Origin of the sequence: Symbioplanes lichenis (assembly GCF_030709675.1) — a bacterium.
Classification (GTDB): Bacteria; Actinomycetota; Actinomycetes; order Mycobacteriales; family Micromonosporaceae; genus Actinoplanes; species Actinoplanes lichenis.
Genome location: NZ_JAUZQD010000045.1, coordinates 1 through 2,209 on the forward strand (window position 1 = coordinate 1; position 2,209 = coordinate 2,209).

The 2,209-nt window shown below is 71.7% G+C and carries 2 protein-coding genes; both read right to left on the minus strand.

Annotation, left to right across the window (positions count from 1 at the left end):
• Positions 1-29: 29 nt before the first annotated feature.
• Positions 30-1,238, minus strand: coding sequence for an ornithine--oxo-acid transaminase (rocD, locus tag RAN62_RS40960; protein ID WP_305790302.1), 1,209 nt, complete (start codon positions 1,236-1,238; stop codon positions 30-32).
• Entirely contained in the window at positions 1,235-2,038 is an 804-nt protein-coding gene (gene ddaH / locus RAN62_RS40965) for a dimethylargininase (protein WP_305790303.1), read from the minus strand. The genes rocD and ddaH overlap by 4 nt, the downstream gene beginning before the upstream one ends.
• Between the last annotated feature and the right edge of the window lie 171 nt (positions 2,039-2,209).

Here is a 2,209-nt window from a genome sequence, read left to right on the forward strand (position 1 = left end):
ACCGGCCGTTGCCCGTACTCGAAAAAGACCTAGAGAATCGCCCGCAGCTGCTCCACCGCGTGGTCGATCTCCTCCTCGGTGACCACCAGCGGCGGCGCGAGGCGGATCGTCGACCCGTGCGTGTCCTTGGCCAGGACGCCGCGGTGGGCGAGCCGCTCGACGGCCTCGCGGCCGGTCATCAGCGCCGGGTCGATGTCGACGCCCGCCCACAGGCCGCGCCCGCGGACCGCGTGCACGCCCCGCCCGATCAGGCCGGACAGGCCCTCGTGCAGCCGTGCGCCGAGCCGCGCGGACCGCTCCTGGAACTCGCCCGTCGCCAGCAGCCGCACCACCTCCGCGCCGACCGCGCAGGCCAGCGGGTTGCCGCCGAAGGTCGAGCCGTGCTCGCCGGGCTTGAGCACCCCGAGCACCGACCGGTCGGCGGCGACCGCGGAGACGGGCACGATGCCGCCGCCGAGCGCCTTGCCGAGCAGGTACATGTCCGGGACGACGCCCTCGTGCTCGATGGCGAAGGTCTTGCCGGTACGCCCGAGGCCCGACTGGATCTCGTCGGCGATCAGCAGCACGTTGCGCTCGTCGCACAGCCGGCGCACGCCCGCGAAGTAGCCCGCCGGCGGAACCAGCACGCCCGCCTCGCCCTGGATCGGCTCGAGCAGCACGGCGACGGTGTTGTCCGTGACCGCGGCGGCCAGCGCGTCCAGGTCGCCGAAGTCCACGATCGTGAACCCCGGCGTGTACGGGCCGAAGTCGTCCCGGGCGTCCGGGTCGGTCGAGAAGCTGACGATCGTCGTGGTGCGCCCGTGGAAGTTGTTGGCGGCGACCACGATCTCGGCGCGGCCGTCGGGCACGCCCTTGACCCGGTAGCCCCACTTGCGCGCCACCTTGATGCCGGTCTCGACGGCCTCGGCGCCGGTGTTCATGGGCAGGACGAGGTCCTTGCCGCACAGCTCGGCGAGCCCCCGGCAGAAGTCCGCGAACTGGTCGTGCACGAAGGCGCGGCTCGTCAACGTGAGCTTGTCGAGCTGGGCATGGGCGGCCGCGATCAGCGCGGGGTGCCGGTGCCCGAAGTTCAGCGCCGAGTAGCCGGCGAGGAAGTCCAGGTAGCGCCGTCCGTCCACGTCGGTCACCCAAGCGCCCTCGGCCTCGGCGATCACGACGGGCAGCGGGTGGTAGTTGTGCGCGGTCCAGCGCTCGGCGTCGGCGAGCGCGCCGGGTGTCCGCATGTCCACGTCAGTCATGCCCGAACCTCCAGAGTGCAGCATTTCGGTCCGCCGCCGGCCTTGCGCAGCTCGCTCAGGTCGATCCCGATCGTCTCGTAGCCGGCCGCGCGCAGGGCCGCGGCCAGATCTGTGGCCTGCGCCGGAAGCACGACGGTACGCCCGTCGCTCACCGCGTTCAGCCCGAGCACTGCGGCGTCGGCCGCCGTGGCGATCACCGCGTCCGGGAACATCCGGCGCAGCACGGCCTGCGACCCGGGCGAGAAGGCCGACGGCAGGTAGGCGATGTTCTTCTCGTCGAGCACGCACAGCGCGGTGTCGAGGTGGTAATAGGCGGGGTCGACCAGCTGCAACGTGATCACCGGCCGCCCGAAGACCTCCTGCGTCTGCGCGTGCGCCGCGTGCGACGTCCGGAAGCCGGTGCCCGCGAGCAGCACGTCCCCGGCGAGCAGAATGTCGCCTTCGCCCTCGTTGGTGTGCTTCGGATCGGTGACGTCGAAGCCGGCGCGCTCGAACCAGGCCTTGTACGCGGGCGCCTCGTCGGCCCGCTCCGCGTCCCGGAACTGCACGCCGAGCACCTTGCCGTCGACCACGGTCGCGCCGTTCGCGGCGAACACCATGTCGGGCAGCCCGGGCACCGGCTCGATCAGCTCGACGGTGTGCCCCAGCCCCAGGAACGTCTGCCGCAGCGTCTCCCACTGCGCGACGGCGAGCCCGTTGTCGTACGGCGCCGTCGGATCCATCCACGGATTGATCCGATAGGTGACAGCGAAATAGGTGGGCCGGCACATCAGCCAGCGCCGGGCGGCGGCGGTCGTCATGCGCCCTACGCTAAGCGCGAAAGCCCTGCTGAGACCCCTGATCGCCGTTGCGTGCCCCGGCGGATCGTTGCGTCCTTCCCCGCGGCGACGACGATTCGTTGCGCACCCCGGCGGTGGTCCGGCCCGGTGGGATGGTTTGGCTCATTTCATGAGTACGGGCTACGCCAGGCG